Below are 20,011 nucleotides of genomic sequence, written 5' to 3' on the forward strand. Positions count from 1 at the left end.
CATGACCGTGATCAAGCAAGACGACCTGATTCAGAGCGTTGCCGACGCCCTGCAATTCATTTCCTACTACCACCCCGTTGACTTCATCCAGGCGATGCACGAGGCCTACCTGCGCGAAGAATCGCCGGCAGCCCGTGACTCCATCGCGCAGATACTGATCAACTCGCGCATGTGCGCCACCGGCCATCGCCCGATCTGCCAGGACACCGGTATCGTCACCGTGTTCGTGCGCGTAGGCATGGACGTACGTTGGGATGGCGCCACCATGGGCCTGGACGACATGATCAACGAAGGCGTGCGTCGCGCCTACAACCTGCCGGAAAACGTCCTGCGTGCATCCATCCTGGCCGACCCGGCAGGCGCACGTAAGAACACCAAGGACAACACCCCGGCCGTGATCCATTACTCCATCGTGCCGGGTAACACCGTGGAAGTGGACGTGGCGGCCAAGGGCGGCGGTTCCGAGAACAAGTCGAAAATGGCCATGCTCAACCCGTCCGACTCGATCGTCGACTGGGTGCTCAAGACCGTTCCGACCATGGGCGCGGGCTGGTGCCCACCGGGCATGCTCGGCATCGGCATCGGCGGCACCGCCGAGAAGGCCGCAGTGATGGCCAAGGAAGTGTTGATGGAATCCATCGACATCCACGAGCTGAAAAAGCGCGGCCCTCAGAACCGTATCGAAGAGATGCGCCTGGAGTTGTTCGAGAAGGTCAACCAACTGGGCATCGGCGCCCAGGGCCTGGGTGGCCTGACCACCGTGCTCGACGTGAAGATCATGGACTACCCGACCCACGCCGCGTCGCTGCCGGTGTGCATGATCCCCAACTGCGCCGCCACCCGTCACGCGCACTTCGTGCTCGACGGTTCGGGCCCGGCGTCGCTGGAAGCGCCTCCGCTGGACGCCTACCCGGAAATCGTCTGGGAAGCCGGCCCATCGGCCCGTCGCGTCAACCTCGACACCCTGACCCCGGAAGAAGTGCAGAGCTGGAAACCGGGCGAAACCGTGTTGCTCAACGGCAAGATGCTCACCGGGCGCGACGCGGCGCACAAGCGCATGGTCGAGATGCTGAACAAGGGCGAAACCCTGCCGGTGGACCTCAAGGGTCGCTTCATCTACTACGTCGGCCCGGTTGATCCGGTGCGCGAAGAAGTGGTTGGCCCAGCTGGCCCGACTACCGCGACGCGGATGGACAAGTTCACCCGTCAGATCCTCGAGCAAACCGGCCTGCTGGGCATGATCGGTAAATCCGAGCGCGGCCCTACCGCGATCGAAGCGATCAAGGACCACAAGGCCGTGTACCTGATGGCCGTGGGCGGCGCCGCTTACCTGGTGGCGCAAGCCATCAAGAAGTCGCGCGTGGTTGCCTTCGCCGAACTGGGCATGGAAGCGATCTACGAGTTCGACGTAAAAGACATGCCGGTCACCGTTGCGGTGGACAGCAAGGGCGAATCCGTCCACATCACCGGTCCTGCCATCTGGCAGAAAAAGATCAGTGAAAGCCTGGCGGTAGAAGTGCAGTAAGCACTTTTCCCGCACGGATAAAGGCGACTGCGGCCCCATGGCCCAGTCGCCTTTTTCATGGCGCATGCTATGGTGCACTCCCCTTACTGTGCCTGCCCATCACTGTATGATCGTGATCCCTCGTCCCCTGCGCCTGACCTTCTATTCCCTGCTGATCATCGCCGGTGCGTTGCTCGCCGCCGCCTTGGCCACGCGCCATGCCGAACGCCAGGCGTTGGTGGACGATGCCGCCCGCGCCAACCAGCAACTCGCGCTGTACGCCAATTCCCTGCACACCCTGATTGAACGCTACCGCGCCCTGCCCGCCGTGCTCGCGCTGGACTCGGAGATGATCAACGCGCTCAAAGGCCCGTTGGATGCCAGCACCCAGGACCTGCTCAATCGCAAGCTCGAACGCATCAACGGTGCGGCGCAGTCCTCCACCCTGGAGTTGATGGACCGCACCGGCCTCGCCGTGGCGGCCAGCAACTGGGCGTTGCCGAGCAGCTATGTCGGGCACAACTACGGGTTTCGGCCATATTTCAGCCAGACCAAGAGCCAGGGCACCGGGCGCTTTTACGCGGTAGGCGTGACCACCGGGATTCCGGGGTACTTCCTCTCCAGCGCGGTGCTGGATGAACACGAGCAGTTCCTTGGCGCCATGGTGGTGAAACTGGAATTCCCTGAGCTGGAGCGCGAATGGGCCCAGGGCAATGACCTGTTGCTGGTCAGCGATGCACGCGGCATCGTGTTTATCGCCAACCAACCGGGCTGGCGTTATCGCAACCTGCGCGCGCTGTCCGCCAGTGACCTCGCCGAACTCAAGGCCACCCGCCAATACGACAAGAAACAACTGCAGCCGCTGGACACCCAAACGTTGCAACGCTTCGACGAAAACAGCCACCTGATGCGCGTCAACGGCCCCGATGGCAACGCCAATTACATCTGGGAGTCCCTCCCGCTGAAGGCCGAGGGCTGGACCCTGCACCTGCTGCGCAAACCCCAGTTCGCCTTTGAAGACCAACGCAACGCCGGCCTCGCCGCCGCCGGCTCCTGGCTGGCGCTGGTGTTCCTGGTGCTGTTCCTCAGCCAACGCTGGCGCCTGGCCCGTTTGCGCCAGCGCAGCCGCGAAGAACTCGAACAGCTTGTCGAAGAGCGCACCCAGGCCCTGCGCACCGCCCAGGATGGCTTGGTGCAATCGGCCAAGCTGGCGGCGCTGGGGCAGATGTCCGCCGCCCTCGCCCATGAGATCAACCAGCCCCTGACCGCCCAGCGCATGCAGTTGGCGACCCTGCGATTGCTGCTGGACCACGGCCGGGTGGACGACGCCTACAAGGCCCTGACCCCGCTGGACGATATGCTCACACGCATGGCAGCGCTCACCGGCCACCTCAAGACCTTTGCGCGCAAGAGCCCCAGCGGCCTGCGCGAACGCCTGGACCTGGCCACCGTGGTCGACCAATCCCTGCACCTGCTCGACGCACGCCTGCGTGATGAAGCCATCGGCACCGTGCTGGACCTGACCCGCCCCGCCTGGGTACGTGGCGATGCGATCCGCCTCGAACAGGTGCTGATCAACCTGCTGCGCAACGCCCTCGACGCCATGGCCGACAAACCACGCAAGCGCCTGGAAATCCGCCTGCACGCCGATCAGCAACTGTGGCAACTCACGGTCAGCGACAGCGGCGGCGGGATTGCCGAAGAGCACCTCAACAGCGTGTTCGACCCGTTCTTCACCACCAAGCCGGTGGGCGACGGGCTCGGCTTGGGGCTGGCGGTTTCCTACGCTATCGTGCACGAATTGGGCGGGCGCCTGATCGCCAGTAACCGTGGCGACGGCGCGGTATTTACCCTGACCTTGCCTATCGCGCTGGAGACACCCGACTTATGTTGAACGCGGTGATTGTGGTCGATGACGAAGCCAGCATTCGTACGGCCGTCGAGCAATGGTTGAGCTTGTCGGGGTTCGAGGTGCAGCTGTTCAGCCGCGCCGAAGCCTGCCTGGCACAACTGCCCAAGGACTTTCCCGGAGTGATCCTGAGCGACGTGCGCATGCCCGGGCTCAGCGGCCTGGAGCTGCTGGCCGAAGTGCAGCGCCGTGACGCCGACCTGCCCGTCATCCTGCTGACCGGACATGGCGATGTACCGATGGCCGTCGAAGCCATGCGCGACGGTGCCTACGACTTCCTCGAAAAACCCTTCAGCCCCGATGCCCTGCTCAACAGCCTGCGCCGCGCGCTGGACAAGCGCAGGCTGATCCTCGAAAACCGCCGCCTGCACCAACAAGCCGATCATCGAGCGCAGTTGGAGTCGAGCCTGCTCGGCGTCTCCCGTGGCTTGCAGAACCTGCGCCGGCAGGTACTCGACCTGGCGACCTTGCCGGTCAACGTCCTGATTCGTGGCGAGACCGGCAGCGGCAAGGAGCTGGTCGCCCGTTGCCTGCATGATTTCGGCCCCCGCGCGAAAAAGCAGTTTGTGGCGCTCAATTGCGCGGCGATCCCCGAGCAACTGTTCGAGGCCGAACTGTTCGGCCACGAAAGCGGCGCCTTCACCGGCGCCCAGGGCAAGCGTATCGGCAAACTGGAGTACGCCCATGGCGGCACGCTGTTCCTCGATGAAATCGAAAGCATGCCCCTGGCCCAGCAAGTGAAGCTGTTGCGGGTGTTGCAGGACCAGAAGCTGGAACGCTTGGGCTCCAATCAAAGCATTCATGTGGATTTACGCATCATTGCCGCCACCAAGCCGGACCTGCTGGAAGAAGCCCGCGCCGGGCGCTTTCGCGAAGACCTGGCCTATCGACTGAACGTCGCACAACTGCGCCTGCCGCCTCTGCGCGAGCGCCGCGAAGACATCCCGCTGCTGTTCGACCACTTTGCCCAAAGCGCCGCCGAGCGCCTGGGCCGCTGCGTGGAACCGCTGAGCGGTGCGCAGTTGGGGCGCCTGCTCAGCCATGACTGGCCGGGCAACGTGCGCGAGTTGGCCAATGTCGCCGAACGCCAGGTGTTGGGCCTTGGCGAGCCGGAGCCGGAAGGTATCGAAGCCGGGCAATCGTTGGCCGCGCAGCAGGAGGCGTTCGAAGCGCATTGCCTGAAGGCCGCATTGACCCGGCATAAAGGCGACATCAAGGCGGTGCTGGCGGAGTTGCAGCTGCCACGGCGCACCTTTAACGAAAAGATGCAGCGCCATGGGTTGGCCAGGGACATGTTCCTCAAAGACGAATAAGCGGATTTCCGCTCATCACCCTCAAAAACGTCAGCGAATTTCCGCTCAAAAAAAACCCCAAACCCTTCTGGGCCGGGCCTTCATCTATCTGGCACAGCTCGTGCTATAGCCCCAGCCAGGCTGCGCTCGCGCCGCTCCATAAAAACAACTAGATGAAGGATCCTTTTAATGGATAACTCCAACACCTTGCCTCTGGGGTCGGCGGCCGCGCCGGCTAAAGAACGCACCACCACCAGCCGGATCAAATCGATCTTCAGCGGATCCGTCGGCAACATGGTCGAGTGGTACGACTGGTACGTCTACGCCGCTTTCTCGCTGTACTTCGCCAAAGCCTTCTTCCCGAAAGGCGACACCACCGCCCAATTGCTCAACACCGCCGCGATCTTCGCCGTGGGCTTCCTGATGCGCCCGATCGGCGGCTGGCTGATGGGCCTGTACGCCGACCGTGCGGGTCGTAAAGCGGCACTGATGGCTTCGGTCCTGTTGATGTGCTTCGGCTCATTGATCATCGCCCTGAGCCCCGGTTACGAAACCATCGGCGTCGGCGCGCCGATCCTGCTGGTGTTCGCCCGCTTGCTGCAAGGCTTGTCGGTGGGTGGCGAATACGGCACCTCGGCCACCTACCTGAGTGAAATGGCGACCAAGGAGCGTCGCGGCTTCTTCTCCAGCTTCCAGTACGTGACCCTGATCTCCGGCCAGCTCATCGCCCTGGCGGTACTGATCGTGCTGCAACAAGTGCTCACCACCGAGCAACTGTACGACTGGGGCTGGCGTATCCCGTTTGCCATCGGTGCCCTGTGCGCAGTGGTCGCGCTATACCTGCGTCGCGGCATGGAAGAAACCGAGTCGTTTACCAAGAAGGAAAAAGCCAAGGAAAGCGCCATGCGCACCTTGATGCGCCACCCCAAGGAACTGATGACCGTGGTCGGCCTGACCATGGGCGGCACCCTGGCCTTCTACACCTACACCACCTACATGCAGAAGTACCTGGTGAACACCGTCGGCATGAGCATTTCCGACTCCACCACCATCTCGGCGGCAACGCTGTTTCTGTTCATGTGCCTGCAACCGATCGTCGGTGGGCTGTCGGACAAAGTCGGCCGTCGGCCGATCCTGATCGCCTTCGGCATCCTCGGCACCCTGTTCACCGTGCCGATCCTCACCACCCTGCACACCATCCAGACCTGGTGGGGCGCGTTCTTCCTGATCATGGCGGCGCTGATCATCGTCAGCGGCTACACGTCGATCAACGCAGTGGTCAAAGCTGAACTGTTCCCGACCGAAATCCGCGCCCTGGGCGTAGGCCTGCCGTATGCATTGACCGTGTCGATCTTCGGTGGCACCGCTGAATACATCGCGCTGTGGTTCAAGAGCATCGGCATGGAAACCGGTTACTACTGGTACGTGACCGCGTGCATCGCGGTGTCACTCGTGGTCTATGTGACCATGAAGGACACACGCAAGCATTCGCGGATTACCACCGACTAAAAATGTGAGAGGGGGCTTGCCCCCGATGGCGGTGTGTCAGCGACAAACCAGCTGACTGACACACTGCTATCGGGGGCAAGCCCCCTCCCACATTGGTTATGATGTTTGCCCCAGAATTAAGAACAGAACCCCGGCCATGTCTGACGCTATCCATTTCTACGAACCCGCCAACGGCCACGGCCTGCCCCATGACCCCTTCAATGCCATCGTCGGACCACGGCCGATCGGCTGGATCTCGTCACACGACCACGAAGGCCGCCTGAACCTGGCGCCCTACAGTTTCTTCAATGCGTTCAACTACATTCCGCCGATCATTGGGTTTTCCAGCGTCGGGCGCAAAGACAGCCTGAACAACATCGAACAGACCGGCGAGTTTGTGTGGAACCTGGCCACCCGCCCGTTGGCCGAGCAGATGAACCAGAGTTGCGCGGCAGTCTCGCCGGATGTGAATGAATTCGAGTTGTCCGGCCTGACGCCGGTGGCGTCGAAAATCGTCGGCGTACCACGGGTGGGCGAGAGTCCGGTGTCTTTCGAGTGCAAGGTGACGCAGATCATCCAGCTGCAGCGCGCCGACCAGCAGTTGGTGCCAAGCTGGCTGGTGCTGGGCGAGGTGGTCGCGGTGCACATTGCCAAGTGGTTGCTCAAGGATGGGGTGTACGACACCGCCGCCGCCAAGCCGATCTTGCGTGGCGGTGGCCCGGCGGATTACTTCCAGCTGGGACCGGAGGCGTTGTTCAAGATGTACCGCCCAGGCGCCAGCAAACCCTGACTGAAATACACCAAAAAAGTGGGAGGGGGCTTGCCCCCGATGGCAATGGCACATCCAACATCGTTGTTGACTGACACACTGCTATCGGGAGCAAGCCCCCTCCCACATTAGATGGTCGGCGTTGTTCAGCAGGCGGCGCTCGCCCAGGTCAGCTGACCCTCTTCATCCACGCCGATCAACCGCTCAAGCTGCACGGTGGCTGCATCATCGGCATCGGAGGCCGTCTTGAACGTCTGTCCATCCAGGATCTTGTGAAACTGCGGTGCGCCCATGCCATCCAGTGCCTTGACGGCGACGGCGGCGCTGTAGCCCCCTTCACCCGGTACTACGGCGGATACGGCTTCGTGGTGGGCAAATTGTTTACGTGCCATGTTGCAGGTCCTGGCCAATGGAAAAGTTGGCCATTCTAACCATTAACCGGCCAGTTGCAGGTACTCGCCGTAGGCATTCGCGGCGGTTGCGTCGGTGAAGGTCTGGAAGTCCATGCTGCGCACGACCATGTCGTTCAACAGCTCGGTAAAGATCATCAGGGCCGGAGAGTTGAAGTAGGCGCTCATCGCCTGCTCGCTGCTCCAGAAACCCGAGATCAACCAGACATCGGGATCGACCTGGGAATGCTGCAACGAGAATTGCAGGCAACCCTGAGCCTGACGGCCCGGTTCGATCAAACTGCTCAAGCGTGCACCCAGTTCGGTGCTGCACCCGATGCGGGCGCGGATAAAGGCCATATGGCTCGCGGGAATGGGGGTGGACATGTTCGACTCTCCCGTTGAGAAGTGATGCTCGGCAAGCACTGTGAGGGCGTGTTGCCACAGGATCAAAGATAACGGCGCGGGTGCGGGCGCGGTTAGTCAATTCCTGCAGGCTTATTGCACAATCCTGCGAGAAGCGCAGACAGGACGTTTGCCCCGCCGGTTTATTCCACAGGCCAACGCCTTGTTTCAGGGAGATGACAGCCCCGACGCTTGCCTGATTCACGCGGTGTCGCAGGATCAGGCAAGGATTGTGCAGAATCGACCTAACACTGTTTGAAAAGCCGCCGCTAAGCTGAGCCCATCAAAAAAGCATGCAGAGGACGCCTTATGCCGTCGCCCGAACATCAGTCCATGCCCCTCGATGCCGAGACGGAAAAACAGCGCGCCGAACTGGCGAGCATCGTGCGTCGTCATACTTGGGAAGACGGCTCCTATGGCACGGCGATTACGTCACTGTTCCTGAACCGCCATAACACACCGCGTGACTTCATGCCGGTGCTGGTGGAGCCGGCATTGTGCATCCTCGCCAACGGCAGTAAGGAAGTGCGCCTGGCCGACGAAATCTTTGCCTACGACCCACTCAATTACCTGGTGTTCTCGGTGGCGATGCCGGTGGCCGGGCGGATCATCGATGCCACGCCGGAAGATCCGAACCTGTCAGTGCGCATCAATATCGACCCGGCGCAGCTCACGGCCTTGATCGCCGAGGCGGGCCCCATGGGCGTGCCAACGCGCCCGACATCGCGCGGGATGTATGTGGACCGCATCGACCCCCAGTTGCTCGACGCAGTACTGCGCCTGGCACGCTTACTGGATACGCCCAAAGACATCGCCATGCTGGCGCCGCTGATCAATCGTGAAATTCTCTACCGCTTGCTGCGCGGGCCGCAGGGTTATCGCCTGTACGAAATTGCCGTGGCCAACAGCCAGAGCCATCGCGTCAGCCAGGCGATCAAGTGGCTTAATGGCAACTACGAACAACCGCTGCGCATCGATGACCTGGCCAAGGAAGTGAACCTCAGCGTCTCGACCCTGCACCACCGTTTCAAGGCGATTACGGCCATGAGCCCGCTGCAGTACCAGAAGCAGTTGCGTTTGCAGGAGGCACGTCGGCTGATGATTGCCGAAGGGCTGGAAGCGTCGGCGGCGGGGTATCGGGTGGGGTATGAAAGCCCGTCGCAGTTCAGCCGGGAGTACAGCCGGTTGTTTGGGGCACCACCGCTGAGGGATTTGGCCAGACTGCGCCAAAGCGTCTGACCCAATGAAGATCAATATGTGGGAGGGGGCTTGCTCCCGATGGCAGAGTATCAGTCAGTTTATCTGTCGCTGACCCACCGCCATCGGGGGCAAGCCCCCTCCCACATTTGCCCAATGGTATTTTTCAGTCCAAGGTCCGGGGCAGTTGCAGGGTGACCCGCAAGCCGCCTTCGCGCAAATTCTGCAGACTCACCTCACCGCCATGGCTGTGGGCGATATTGCGCGCAATGCCCAGCCCCAAACCGTAACCCTGCTGCTGGCCGGCCAGGCGAAAATGCGGTTCGAACACTTGTTCCAGGCGCTGTTCCGGCACGCCGGGGCCTTCGTCGTCGACGTGCAGGATGAACTCCGCGCCATCGTCCTCGATATGCAAATGGGCGTTCTGCCCGTACTTCAAGGCATTGTCGATCAGGTTGCCGATGCAGCGCTTGAGCGCCAGCGGCTTGCCCGGGTACGCCGCCACTGCTGCGCCGTCCAGGGTAACCCGGCCATTACCGTTGGGGGCCACATAAGGCTCCACCAGGCATTCGAGCACATGGTTGAGGTCGACCGGCTGGATGTTCTCGTGAATATCGGTGTCTTTCACACATTGCAGCGCGCCTTTGACCAGCAACTCCAACTCATCCAGGTCACGGCCGAACTTGGTTTGCAGGTTCTCGTCTTCGAGCAATTCCACGCGCAGGCGCAGACGCGTAATCGGCGTACGCAGGTCGTGGGAAATCGCGCTGAACAACTGGCTGCGCTCAGTCAGGTAACGGCTGATGCGCTCGCGCATGGCATTGAACGCGCGGCCCACTTCCACCACTTCACTGCCGCCGCCTTCGGCCACCGGTTCCACATCGGCCCCCAGGGACATGTCCCGCGCCGCCCGCGCCAGGCGCTTGAGCGGCCGGCTTTGCCAGTGCACCAACAGACCGATGAACAGCAGCAAAAAGCCGCTGGTCAGCACGATAAACCACACTTGCTGGGACGGCAGGCCCTGTTCTTCCAGGCTGGTGTAGGGCTCGGGCAACAGCGAAGCGATGTACAGCCATTCGCCGGGGGCGAGTTCGATCTGGGTGACCAATACCGGCGGGTTGACGGGTTCCAGGGTCAGCGCGTAATGCGCCCAGGAGCGTGGCAACTCATCCAGTTTCAAGCCGGCGTTGAAGATGCGCAGGTCTTCAGCGCTGACGAACTCCACCGAGATAGGTACGTCAGCGCCCAAGGTCTGGCGCAGGACGTCATCCACGGCCACCAGCACCGCCTGTTTACGCGGGGTTTGCGGCAACACTTGCATGTCGAGCGGCCGGTCATTGAGGGTCACGACAAAACGGGTCCCGCCCATGCTGCGCAACTGGTCGAGGACCAACGGGCGATAGGCCACCGGCAACGAACGGAAGTAACTCACGCTGGCGGTCATCGAGTGCGCCAGGCTACGTGCGCTGGTGACCAGGCCTTCGAGCTGGGTGGCACGCAACTGCGAGACCCAGATCACGCTGGACAGCGTCTGCGCGAACAGCACCGCGAGCAAGGTCAGCAGCAACATGCGCCCCAGCAACGAGCGCGGGACCGGGAAGCGGCGGCGGCGCTCGGTCAGCAGTTCAGTGGGCATTGCCGGCAACCACGCTGGCTGCCAGTTGATAACCGCTGCCGCGCACGGTACGAATCAGCCTCGGGGGTTTTTCGGTGTCGCGCAGGCGTTGGCGCAAGCGGCTGACAGCCATGTCGACGATCCGGTCCAGCGGCATCAGGTCACGGCCACGGGTGGCGTTGCCGATGGTGTCGCGGTCGAGAATCTGTTGGGGATGATCGAGAAACAGCTTGAGCAGGGCAAAGTCGGCACCGGAGAGGATCACCTCTTCGCCATCCACATGGAACAGCCGGTGGCTGATCATGTCCAGGCGCCATTCATCGAACACCAGCACATCACCATTTCCGCCGCGCTCCTGGCCGAACTGGCAGCGACGCAACAGGGCCTTGATCCGTGCCTGCAACTCGCGCGGGCTGAACGGCTTGCCGATATAGTCGTCGGCCCCCAGTTCCAGGCCGATCACGCGGTCGGCTTCGTCGGAACTGGCGGTGAGCATGATGATCGGCACCTGAGCTTGGCGCGGGTGTTGGCGAATCCAGCGGCAAAGGCTGAAACCGTCTTCGTCCGGCAGCATCACATCGAGGATGACCAGGTCGCACGGCGCCTCGTTCATCGCCTGGCGGAACCCCGCGCCGTCCGGCACGCCACGCACCTGGAAACCGGCGCGACTGAGGTAGGTTTGCAGCAATTCGCGGATTTCCTGGTCGTCATCGACGAGGAGAATCGATTTACTGATTACGCTCACGGGGTCCTCCTTGTTGTTATGGGGTGTTCTTGATGGCCTCATCGGGGGCAAGCCCCCTCCCACATTTGAAACGCATTCCAATGTGGGAGGCGCGGTGCGACGATTCGACTTGCCCCCGATGAGGCCATCACGGCCTAAGCAAATGCCTGCTCTAACGCGACGCCAGCCCCGGTCAACCCGGAATACGGCGCGGTCACCAGCCACACCGGAATACCTTTGAAATAGTCGCTCATGCAGCCTTTGTCACTGAAACTCTTGGCAAAACCGCTGTTGATAAAGAAGTCGGCAAACCTCGGTATCACCCCGCCCACGATATACACACCACCGCGTCCACCGGTGGTCAGCACATTGTTGCCGGCCACCCGGCCCAGCCAGATGCTGAATTGATCCAACACTTCCATGGCCACCGGGTCGCCCGCCAGGCCCGCCGCCGTGATGGCTTCGGGCGTGTCGAGCACCGGTGTGTGGCCATCGACCGCACAAATCGCCCGGTACAGACGCGGCAGACCGCCGCCGCTCAAGGCGGTTTCGGCGCTGACGTGGCCGATCTCGTTGTAGATATGCTGCCACAGCTGGGTTTCCCGTGGGCTGCTCAGGGGCAGGTCGACGTGACCGCCCTCCCCTGGCAACGCCGCATAACGGCCAGCGCCGAGGTCCAGCAGGGTACCGACACCCAGGCCGGTGCCCGGACCGATTACCACCGCCGGGCGCAACGGTTCCGGCGTACCCTCGCACACCACGCGGAATTCGTCGGGCTTGAGGCGCGTCATGCCCAGGGCCATGGCCGAGAAGTCATTCACCAGCAGCAGCTCATCCACTTGCAACGTCTGGCAAAACGCAGTCTTGCTCAGGCGCCAGTGATTGTTGGTGAATTTAAATTCATCCCCGCTCACCGGCCCGGCGACGGACAGGCACACGGCACCGATGTCGCCAATTTCCAGGCCTTCTTCCTTGAGATAGACCTTGATCGCGTCCTCAGGGCTTTGGTGATCAGCCGTGGCCTGCACCCGAATCGAATGCAGTGCCTGATCTCGCCACAACGCAAAACGGGCGTTGGTACCCCCGATGTCACCGACCAGCGCTAACTTCACTTAAGCGTCTCCAAGGCAGAGGTAAAGGCGCTGGCGCCCTGCTCTGCGGAGCTTGCGGCCAAGCGCATAAATGCAAACAGCTCGCGACCGGCCCCCACGTTATTGCCCAACAGGCCCGTGGCAGGCGTGCGCGCTGCAAATTCTTCGGCGTCCACCTTAAGTTCCAAGGTGCCTTTGACGCCATCCACGCGAATGATATCGCCATCGCGCACCCGCGCCAGCGGCCCGCCGCTCTGGGCTTCGGGGTTGACGTGAATCGCGGCGGGGATCTTACCCGACGCGCCGGACATACGCCCGTCCGTTACCAACGCGACTTTGAAACCACGGTCCTGCAACACACCCAGGAACGGCGTCATCTTGTGCAGTTCCGGCATGCCGTTGGAGCGCGGGCCCTGGAAGCGCATCACCGCGACAAAATCTTTTTCCAGTTGGCCGGCCTTGAACGCATCGGCCAGGTCCTGCTGGTCCTGAAACACCACCGCCGGTGCTTCGACGATCTGGTGCTCAGGGGCTACAGCAGAGACTTTCATCACACCGCGACCGAGGTTGCCTTCCATCACACGCAGGCCACCTTCCGGCGAGAACGCGCGCGCCACAGGGCGCAGGATGGTTTCGTCGAGGCTTTCGATCGGGCCGTCGCGCCATACCAGTTCGCCATCGACCAGGAACGGTTCCTGGACATAACGGCTCAGGCCCTTGCCGGCCACGGTGTTGACGTCGTCGTGAAGCAGGCCGGCTTCGAGCAGTTCGCGAATCAGGAACGACATGCCGCCCGCTGCCTGGAAGTGGTTGATGTCGGCCTTGCCGTTTGGATACACGTGGGACAGGGTCGGCACCACCTCGGAGAGGTCGGCCATGTCGTCCCAAGTGAGGAGGATGCCCGCCGACATGGCGATGGCCGGCATGTGCAGGGTGTGGTTGGTGGAACCGCCGGTAGCGTTGAGCGCAACGATGGCGTTGACGATGGATTTCTCATCGACGATCTCGCCGATCGGCGTGAAGTTGCCGTTGGCCTTGGTCAGGCGCGTGACCTGGTGCGCGGCTTCGCGGGTCAGGGCGTCACGCAGCGGCGTGTACGGGTTGACGAACGAGGCGCCGGGCAGGTGCAGGCCCATCACTTCCATCAGCAATTGGTTGGTGTTGGCGGTGCCGTAGAAGGTGCAGGTACCGGGGCTGTGGTAGGACTTCATCTCCGATTCCAGCAGCTCTTCGCGGCTGGCCTTGCCTTCGGCGTAGCGCTGGCGCACGTCGGCCTTCTGCTTGTTGGAGATACCCGACGGCATCGGCCCGCCCGGGACGAAGATCATCGGCAGGTGGCCGTAGCGCAGCGCGCCCATCATCAGGCCGGGCACGATCTTGTCGCAGATGCCCAGCATCAGCGCCGCGTCGAACATGTTGTGGGACAGCGCTACCGCCGTGGACATGGCGATGACTTCACGGCTGAGCAGGCTCAGCTCCATGCCGGGCTCGCCTTGGGTCACGCCGTCGCACATGGCCGGGGTGCCGCCGGCGAACTGGCCGACCGAGCCGACTTCGCGCAGGGCTTTCTTGATCTGTTCGGGGAAATGTTCGTACGGCTGATGCGCCGAGAGCATGTCGTTATATGACGAAACAATTGCCACGTTGGCGGCGTTCATCATGCGCAGGCTGTTTTTATCTTCGGTGCCGCAACCGGCCACGCCATGGGCGAAGTTGGCGCATTGCAGCTTGCCGCGCATCGGACCGTCGCTGGCTGCGCCGCGAATGAGCGCAAGGTAAGCCTCACGAGTGGCGCGGCTGCGGGCGATAAGCCGTTCGGTGACCTCAAGGACGCGGGGATGCATGTGTAGAACTCCAGGCTAACGGATGTGGCGACCTGAGTGTCTATGCTGATCAAACGCCCACCGCTCATCGGATGGCAGGGAGTCGTTTGGATCATCGGACCAGTTGATTCAGGTCACTCGTTGTAGATTGAACAAAATATTGCCACTAAAAAGGCTTGTTTTCTATTTTTATGCGAATAATCTTGTAATTCTTACAACAAATCGACGACAGGCACTTTCCAATGACTCTTCGTATCGCAATCAATGGTTTTGGCCGTATCGGCCGTAATGTCCTGCGCGCACTGTATACCCAAGGCTATCGCCAGGATTTGCAGATCGTCGCCATCAATGATTTGGGCGACAGCTCGATCAATGCCCACCTGCTTAAATACGACACCGTCCATGGCACTTTCGATGCAGAGGTCGCCCACGATCAGGAAAGCCTGACCGTCAATGGTGACCGGATTGCCGTCAGCGCCATTCGCAACCCGGCCGACCTGCCGTGGGCTGCGCACAAGGTCGACGTGGTGTTCGAATGCACCGGTCTGTTCACCGACCGCGACAAGGCTGCCGCCCATATTACCGCCGGTGCACGCAAGGTGATCATCTCCGCCCCGGCCAAAGGCGCGGACGCGACCGTGGTCTACGGTGTGAACCACGACATCCTGCGTCAATCCCACCAGATCATCTCCAACGCGTCGTGCACCACCAACTGCCTGGCGCCGGTCGCCCAGGTGCTGCACCGCGAGCTGGGCATCGAAAGCGGTTTGATGACCACGATCCATGCCTACACAAACGACCAGAACCTGACCGACGTCTACCACACCGACCCGTACCGCGCGCGTTCGGCCACCCAGAACATGATCCCGAGCAAGACCGGCGCCGCCGAAGCGGTCGGGCTGGTGCTGCCGGAGCTGGCAGGCAAGCTGACCGGCATGGCCGTGCGTGTACCGGTGATCAACGTGTCGCTGGTGGACCTCACCGTGCAGTTGAAGAAAGAAGCCACCGCCGACGAAGTCAACGCACTGCTCAAGGAAGCCAGCCAACACTCGAAGATCCTCGGCTATAACACCCTGCCGCTGGTTTCCAGTGACTTCAACCACAACCCGCTGTCGTCGATCTTCGATGCCAACCACACCAAGGTCAGCGGCAAGTTGCTGAAAGTGCTGGCCTGGTACGACAACGAGTGGGGCTTCTCGAACCGCATGCTGGATAACTGCCTGGCGCTGTGCAACGCAGAGTAACCCCGTCTTGTGATGAGCTTATGTGGGAGGGGGCTTGCCCCCGACGGCGGTGGGTCAGTTATGAATGTACTGCTGACACACTGCAATCGGGGGCAAGCCCCCTCCCACATTTGATCTATGTACGCCTGCAGAAATAGCCACTTGCCATTTAAGTTGATGATAAGCATTATCATTAACTGCAAATCGGTCTGGTATCACTGTGAGCCAATCTCGCTTCAATCAAGTCTTTCTCACCCAACGGGTGATTCTGCTACGCACCTTGCAGCGGATGGTGAATAACCACAGCACCGCCGAGGACCTGTTGCAGGAAACCTACCTGCGCGTCACCCGGGCCCTCAGCGAGCGGCCGATCGATCACCTCGAACCCTTCGTCTACCAAACCGCGCGTAACCTGGCGCTGGATCACTTGCGTTCGCGCAGGATTCAGGCGCGTACGTTGCAGGAAGATGTACCGTTGGACATCCTGCAAAGCGTCGCCGCCCCCATCAGCACCCCCGAAGACGCAACCCAGGCCGAGCAATTGCTTGAGCACCTGAGCATCAGCCTCGGCCAGTTGAGCGCTCGCCAGCAGCAGATTTTCATCCTCAACCGCCTGCACGGGTGCAGTTACCAGGAGATTGCCGATCAGTTGGACGTGTCCTTGAGCACCGTGCAAAAGGAACTGAAATTGATCATGGCTATTTGTGTAGGTGTGGCCGAAAGACTGGATCGGCCTTAAGCTTCAGCCGACAGAAGTGTCGATCCAAGCTGTAGGAAAGATGAATAGAACGTGGCGAAGACCCGAGGAACACCGTGACGGACCCGAATAAACTGCGCCCCCATGAGCTGGCTCATGAGGTGTTGCAAGACACGGCGATGGACCAAGCCCTCGACTGGCTGATCGCCTTGCAGTGCCCAGCGCCTGGGCAGCAGGCCAAGTTTGAAGCCTGGCTGGCCCAAGACCCCGCCCACGTCCACGCCTTCGGCAAGGCCCAGGCCGCCTGGGGTGGCGCGCCGGTACACAGCGCCGCAGTCGCCCTGGCCGCGCCGCGCAAGCCCAGCGGCTGGCGCCGGATCAAGCCGCACTGGAAACCGCTGGCCACCGCCGCCGTGCTGTTGATCGGCCTGTTCAGCTTCAGCAACCTGCCGGTGCGCCTGCAAGCCGACCATCTCACGGTGGTGGGCGAACGCCAACGCCTGCAATTGGACGACGGCTCGAAAGTGTTGCTGAACACCAATTCGGCGTTTTCCAGCAGCATCAAGGACCACCAGCGCATCGCCCGCCTGTATCAGGGCGAAGCCTTTTTCGAAATCATGCCCGGCCATGGCCTGCCGCTGGAGATCGACGCTGGCCCCGTGCGCGCCAGCGTGCGTGATACCGCCTTTGCCGTGCGCTACCTCAATGGCGAAGCCCAGGTGCAGGTGCAACGCGGCGATGTCGACCTGAGCAACACCTTCGACGATGCCCGCGTACGCCTGCGCGCCGGGGAAAGCATCCGCATCGGGCCCAAGGGCTTTGGCCAACCGGCCAGGCTGGATGCCAACAAGGACCTGGCCTGGGTACAAGGCCGGCTGATTTTCGAAAACTGCCCGATGAGCGAAGTACTCGCCGAGTTGCGTCGTTACTACCCCGGTTGGATCGTCAACACCAACGACAAGCTCGCCAGCGTTGCCGTCACCGGCAATTACCGCCTTGATCAGCCCCTCGACGTAGTGCGCTCGCTGGCCCACATCACGTCCGCCACGTTGACGGAATACCCCGCGCTGGTGATCTTGAACTAAATGAGAATTATTTTTACTCGATAGCCCTCGGCGGTACGTCTCGTCTTAGCCAATGCAACTGATTCCTATTTGATTCGGTTCGCAACTATAAGATTCGTACCTTCCGGAGCGCTCTCGATGTCCTCTTGCTTCAACCGCCGGTCCTCCTCGCCCGTGCTGTCCTTGCTGACCGCCGCCATCCTGCTGGCCGGTTCGCCAGTGATGGCCGCGACTGCCGCCGAACCTACCGCCCGCAGTCACGGTAACTACAGCTTCAGCATCGAGCAGCAGCCACTGGTCTCGGCCCTGAACGCCTTTACCACCGTGACCGGCTGGCAAGTCGGCCTGCCCGCCGAGCTGGGCCAGGGCGTGTCGTCCCCTGGCGTGCGCGGCGCACTGTCGCCGGAGAAAGCCCTGGACCGGCTGTTGGTGGGGACCAACCTGAGCTACCGCAAGCTGGGCAATAACAACATCGTGCTGGAAAAGCGCACGGCGGGCAGCACCCTCAACCTGCAACAGGTGACCATCAGCGCCACCCGTAACGAGCAGGATGTGAACAGCGTACCGAGCACCGTCAGCGTGCATGAACGCGAAGAGCTGGACCGCCAGAACGTCAACAACATCCGCGAACTGGTGCGCTACGAGCCCGGCGTCTCGGTGGGCGGCGCAGGCACCCGTGCCGGCAATGCCGGCTTCAACATCCGCGGTATCGACGGCGACCGCATCCTCACCCAGGTGGACGGTGTGGAAGTGCCCGACAACTTCTTCAACGGCCCCTACGCCAAGACCCGTCGCAATTACGTCGACCCGGAGATCGTCAAGCGCGTCGAGATCCTGCGCGGCCCGGCCTCGGCCCTCTACGGCAGCAGCGCCATCGGCGGCGCCGTGAGTTACTTCACCCTCGACCCGGATGACATCATCAAGCCCGGCCAGGACGTCGGCGCACGCCTGAAGACCGGCTACAGCTCCGCCGATGAAAGCTGGCTCACCTCCGGCACTGTCGCCGGCCGCGTGCAGGACTTCGATGGCTTGCTGCACCTGAGCCAGCGCAACGGCCACGAGACCGAGTCCTACGACGGCAACAACGCCACCGGCCTGGCCCGTACCGGCGCCAACCCCGAGGACGCGCGCACCACCAACATCCTGGCCAAGCTCGGCTGGAACTATGGCGATGACAACCGCCTGGGCCTGACCTATGAGAAGTACAAGGATGATCGCGACGTCAACCTGAAGAACGCGGTGGGCGGCCCGTTCGTCGGCGGCCGAGGCTTCAATCTCTACCGCGATCGTCGTGGTAACGACACCATTACCCGTGAACGTTTCGGCCTGGAAAACAGCTTCGCCCTTGAGTCGCCGATTGCCGACCGGATCAAGACCAGCCTCAATTACCAGATCGCCAAGACCGACCAGACCACCGCCGAGATCTATCAGTCAGGCCGTCGTGTCCTGCGCACCCGCGACACGCTCTACCAGGAAAAACAGTGGATTTTCGATGCCCAGTTGGACAAAGCGTTCAGCCTCGGTGAAACCGATCACCAAGTGACCTACGGCACCACCCTCAAGCAGCAGAAAGTCACCGGCTCACGGGAGGGCAACGCGACCTGCGTGGCCGTCGGCAGTGGTTGCACCGCCATCGGCGCGCCCAGCCCGATGGCCTCCGACAGTGTGAAGAAGTCCAGCGACTTCCCCGACCCGACCATCAACACGTATTCGCTGTTCGCACAGGACCAGATCAGCTGGGACAAATGGACCTTCCTGCCCGCCGTGCGCTACGACTACACCCAGCTCAAACCCAAGCTGACCCAGGAGTTCCTCAACACCGTCAACCCGACAGGTGCGGACCCGGTGAGCGACAAGGAAAAAACCTGGCACCGTGTGACGCCCAAGTTTGGCCTGACCTATGCCCTGACCGATCAATACACCTGGTTCGGTCAATATGCCGAAGGTTTCCGTACGCCATCCGCCAAGGCGCTGTACGGCCGCTTTGAAAACCTGAACCTGGGCTACACCGTCGAGCCGAACCCCGACCTCAAGCCAGAAACCAGCAAAGGCATCGAAACCGGGATTCGCGGCAAGTTCGACGAAGGCTCCTTCGAGATCGCCGTGTTTTACAACAAGTACCGCGACTTTATCGACGAAGATAACGCCGTCGTCGGCGGCACCGTTGAGCAGTTCCAAGCCGTCAATATCAAGCGCGCCACCATCAGGGGGACCGAAGCCAAAGGCCGCCTGAACCTGGATGCATTCGGAGCCCCGCAAGGGCTCTACACCCAGGGTTCGGTGTCCTATGCCTACGGCCGCAACGACGATAACGGCGAGCCGCTGAACAGCGTCAACCCGCTCAAGGGCGTATTCGGCCTGGGCTACGACCAGGACAACTACGGTGGCCTGTTGAGCTGGACCCTGGTGAAAAAGCAGGATCGCGTCGACAGCAGTACCTTCCACGCGCCGGACGGCGACACCAGCGGCCCCTTCAAAACCCCTGGCTTCGGTGTTGTCGACCTGACTGCCTTCTACAAAGTCACCAACGACGTGACCATCAACGGCGGTCTCTACAACCTCACCGACAAGAAATACTGGAACTGGGATGACGTGCGCAGCTACGACAGTGTCGGCGAAGCCGCTGTGACCGGCCCGGCCAACCTCGACCGCCTGACCCAGCCAGGCCGCAACTTTGCGATCAACGTGATCTGGGACATCTGACAAAGCTTTCCTCACCTCGTCGAAATTTCAGCGGCGAGGTGAGGATTTTTTACTGTGCCGCGTCTTCTTGTTCGTCTAGTTGATAACAGCTCTCTTTAGGGCAACAAGGCGCTCCCCT

16 protein-coding genes are annotated in these 20,011 nt (G+C 61.7%); 10 read left to right on the plus strand and 6 right to left on the minus strand.

Annotation, left to right across the window (positions count from 1 at the left end; genetic code table 11):
• The first annotated feature begins 1 nt into the window (after position 1).
• The 5 genes from FIV39_RS21715 (at position 2) to FIV39_RS21735 (ending at position 6,983) form a co-directional block, all read left to right on the plus strand.
• Positions 2 to 1,525 carry a fumarate hydratase gene (locus tag FIV39_RS21715; RefSeq protein ID WP_010208051.1) on the plus strand — a complete coding sequence of 508 codons (1,524 nt, stop codon included), beginning with the start codon at positions 2 to 4 and terminating at the stop codon, positions 1,523 to 1,525.
• 106 nt (positions 1,526 to 1,631) lie between these two features.
• On the plus strand, positions 1,632 to 3,398 hold the full coding sequence (locus tag FIV39_RS21720) for an ATP-binding protein (protein WP_090400590.1): 1,767 nt from the start codon (positions 1,632 to 1,634) through the stop codon (positions 3,396 to 3,398).
• Positions 3,392 to 4,726, plus strand: coding sequence for a sigma-54-dependent transcriptional regulator (locus FIV39_RS21725; protein WP_090400591.1), 1,335 nt, complete (start codon positions 3,392 to 3,394; stop codon positions 4,724 to 4,726). Before FIV39_RS21720 ends, FIV39_RS21725 begins: the two co-directional genes overlap by 7 nt.
• 168 nt (positions 4,727 to 4,894) lie before the next feature.
• Positions 4,895 to 6,214, plus strand: coding sequence for an MFS transporter (locus FIV39_RS21730; protein ID WP_065925869.1), 1,320 nt, complete (start codon positions 4,895 to 4,897; stop codon positions 6,212 to 6,214).
• Between the two features lie 136 nt (positions 6,215 to 6,350).
• Positions 6,351 to 6,983, plus strand: a complete 633-nt coding sequence (locus FIV39_RS21735) for a flavin reductase family protein (protein WP_090400592.1) — start codon at positions 6,351 to 6,353, stop codon at positions 6,981 to 6,983.
• Between the two features lie 125 nt (positions 6,984 to 7,108).
• Here the strand turns inward: FIV39_RS21735 and FIV39_RS21740 are convergent, their stop codons facing one another.
• Positions 7,109 to 7,354: a hypothetical protein gene (locus tag FIV39_RS21740; RefSeq protein WP_090400593.1), complete on the minus strand. Its 246-nt coding sequence runs from the start codon at positions 7,352 to 7,354 to the stop codon at positions 7,109 to 7,111.
• Positions 7,355 to 7,396: 42 nt separating this feature from the next.
• Positions 7,397 to 7,738: an antibiotic biosynthesis monooxygenase family protein gene (locus FIV39_RS21745; RefSeq protein WP_090400594.1), complete on the minus strand. Its 342-nt coding sequence runs from the start codon at positions 7,736 to 7,738 to the stop codon at positions 7,397 to 7,399.
• 327 nt (positions 7,739 to 8,065) lie between these two features.
• Here FIV39_RS21745 and FIV39_RS21750 point away from each other — a divergent pair, with 327 nt between their 5' ends.
• Complete coding sequence (locus FIV39_RS21750) at positions 8,066 to 8,995, plus strand: AraC family transcriptional regulator (protein ID WP_090400595.1); 930 nt, start codon at positions 8,066 to 8,068, stop codon at positions 8,993 to 8,995.
• 124 nt (positions 8,996 to 9,119) lie between these two features.
• Here the strand turns inward: FIV39_RS21750 and FIV39_RS21755 are convergent, their stop codons facing one another.
• From FIV39_RS21755 to edd, 4 genes are all read right to left on the minus strand, one after another.
• Positions 9,120 to 10,589, minus strand: coding sequence for an ATP-binding protein (locus tag FIV39_RS21755; protein WP_090400596.1), 1,470 nt, complete (start codon positions 10,587 to 10,589; stop codon positions 9,120 to 9,122).
• A complete protein-coding gene (locus tag FIV39_RS21760) occupies positions 10,579 to 11,313 on the minus strand; it encodes a response regulator (protein WP_090400597.1) in 735 nt (244 codons plus the stop codon). Before FIV39_RS21760 ends, FIV39_RS21755 begins: the two co-directional genes overlap by 11 nt.
• 134 nt (positions 11,314 to 11,447) lie before the next feature.
• The gene (locus FIV39_RS21765; RefSeq protein WP_090400598.1) at positions 11,448 to 12,404 is read right to left on the minus strand and encodes a glucokinase; all 957 of its coding nucleotides are present in this window, start codon (positions 12,402 to 12,404) and stop codon (positions 11,448 to 11,450) included.
• A complete protein-coding gene (gene edd / locus FIV39_RS21770; RefSeq protein ID WP_090400599.1) occupies positions 12,401 to 14,227 on the minus strand; it encodes a phosphogluconate dehydratase in 1,827 nt (608 codons plus the stop codon). The genes FIV39_RS21765 and edd overlap by 4 nt, the downstream gene beginning before the upstream one ends.
• 221 nt (positions 14,228 to 14,448) lie before the next feature.
• On the opposite strand from edd, the gene gap reads away from it, so the two are divergent.
• The 4 genes from gap to FIV39_RS21790 all read left to right on the plus strand — a co-directional run bounded on the left by gap (position 14,449) and on the right by FIV39_RS21790 (position 19,893).
• Entirely contained in the window at positions 14,449 to 15,450 is a 1,002-nt protein-coding gene (gene gap / locus FIV39_RS21775; protein WP_090400600.1) for a type I glyceraldehyde-3-phosphate dehydrogenase, read from the plus strand.
• 199 nt (positions 15,451 to 15,649) lie between these two features.
• Positions 15,650 to 16,168, plus strand: coding sequence for an RNA polymerase sigma factor (locus tag FIV39_RS21780; protein WP_090400601.1), 519 nt, complete (start codon positions 15,650 to 15,652; stop codon positions 16,166 to 16,168).
• Between the two features lie 74 nt (positions 16,169 to 16,242).
• Positions 16,243 to 17,211 (plus strand): FecR family protein, encoded by a 969-nt coding sequence (locus FIV39_RS21785; RefSeq protein WP_090400602.1) that lies wholly within the window; start codon positions 16,243 to 16,245, stop codon positions 17,209 to 17,211.
• A 117-nt stretch (positions 17,212 to 17,328) separates the two neighbouring features.
• Positions 17,329 to 19,893 carry a TonB-dependent receptor gene (locus tag FIV39_RS21790; RefSeq protein WP_090400603.1) on the plus strand — a complete coding sequence of 855 codons (2,565 nt, stop codon included), beginning with the start codon at positions 17,329 to 17,331 and terminating at the stop codon, positions 19,891 to 19,893.
• Positions 19,894 to 20,011: the final 118 nt, after the last annotated feature.

Origin of the sequence: Pseudomonas grimontii, assembly GCF_007858185.1 — a bacterium.
GTDB lineage: Bacteria > Pseudomonadota > Gammaproteobacteria > Pseudomonadales > Pseudomonadaceae > Aquipseudomonas > Aquipseudomonas grimontii.